The sequence below is a fragment of the Citrobacter sp. Cy070 genome, assembly GCF_030332245.1.
Classification (GTDB): Bacteria; Pseudomonadota; Gammaproteobacteria; order Enterobacterales; family Enterobacteriaceae; genus Citrobacter; species Citrobacter youngae.
On record NZ_JAOWIG010000008.1, the window covers coordinates 1 to 211 of the forward strand.

Annotated in this window: 1 tRNA gene; it reads right to left on the reverse strand. The window is 54.5% G+C overall.

The features are described from left to right. Nucleotides 1-7 precede the first annotated feature (7 nt). Nucleotides 8-84: transfer RNA gene (locus tag OGY19_RS00535), tRNA-Asp, on the reverse strand. Nucleotides 85-211: the final 127 nt, after the last annotated feature.

The following is a 211-nucleotide window of genomic DNA, read 5'->3' on the forward strand; positions in this document are numbered from 1 at the left end:
TAATAAGTGGCGGAACGGACGGGACTCGAACCCGCGACCCCCTGCGTGACAGGCAGGTATTCTAACCAACTGAACTACCGCTCCACCGAATTTCTTTGTCACTACCCGGATTATTCATCCCGGTTTACTGCAATTTGATGCCTGGCAGTTCCCTACTCTCGCATGGGGAGACCCCACACTACCATCGGCGCTACGGCGTTTCACTTCTGAG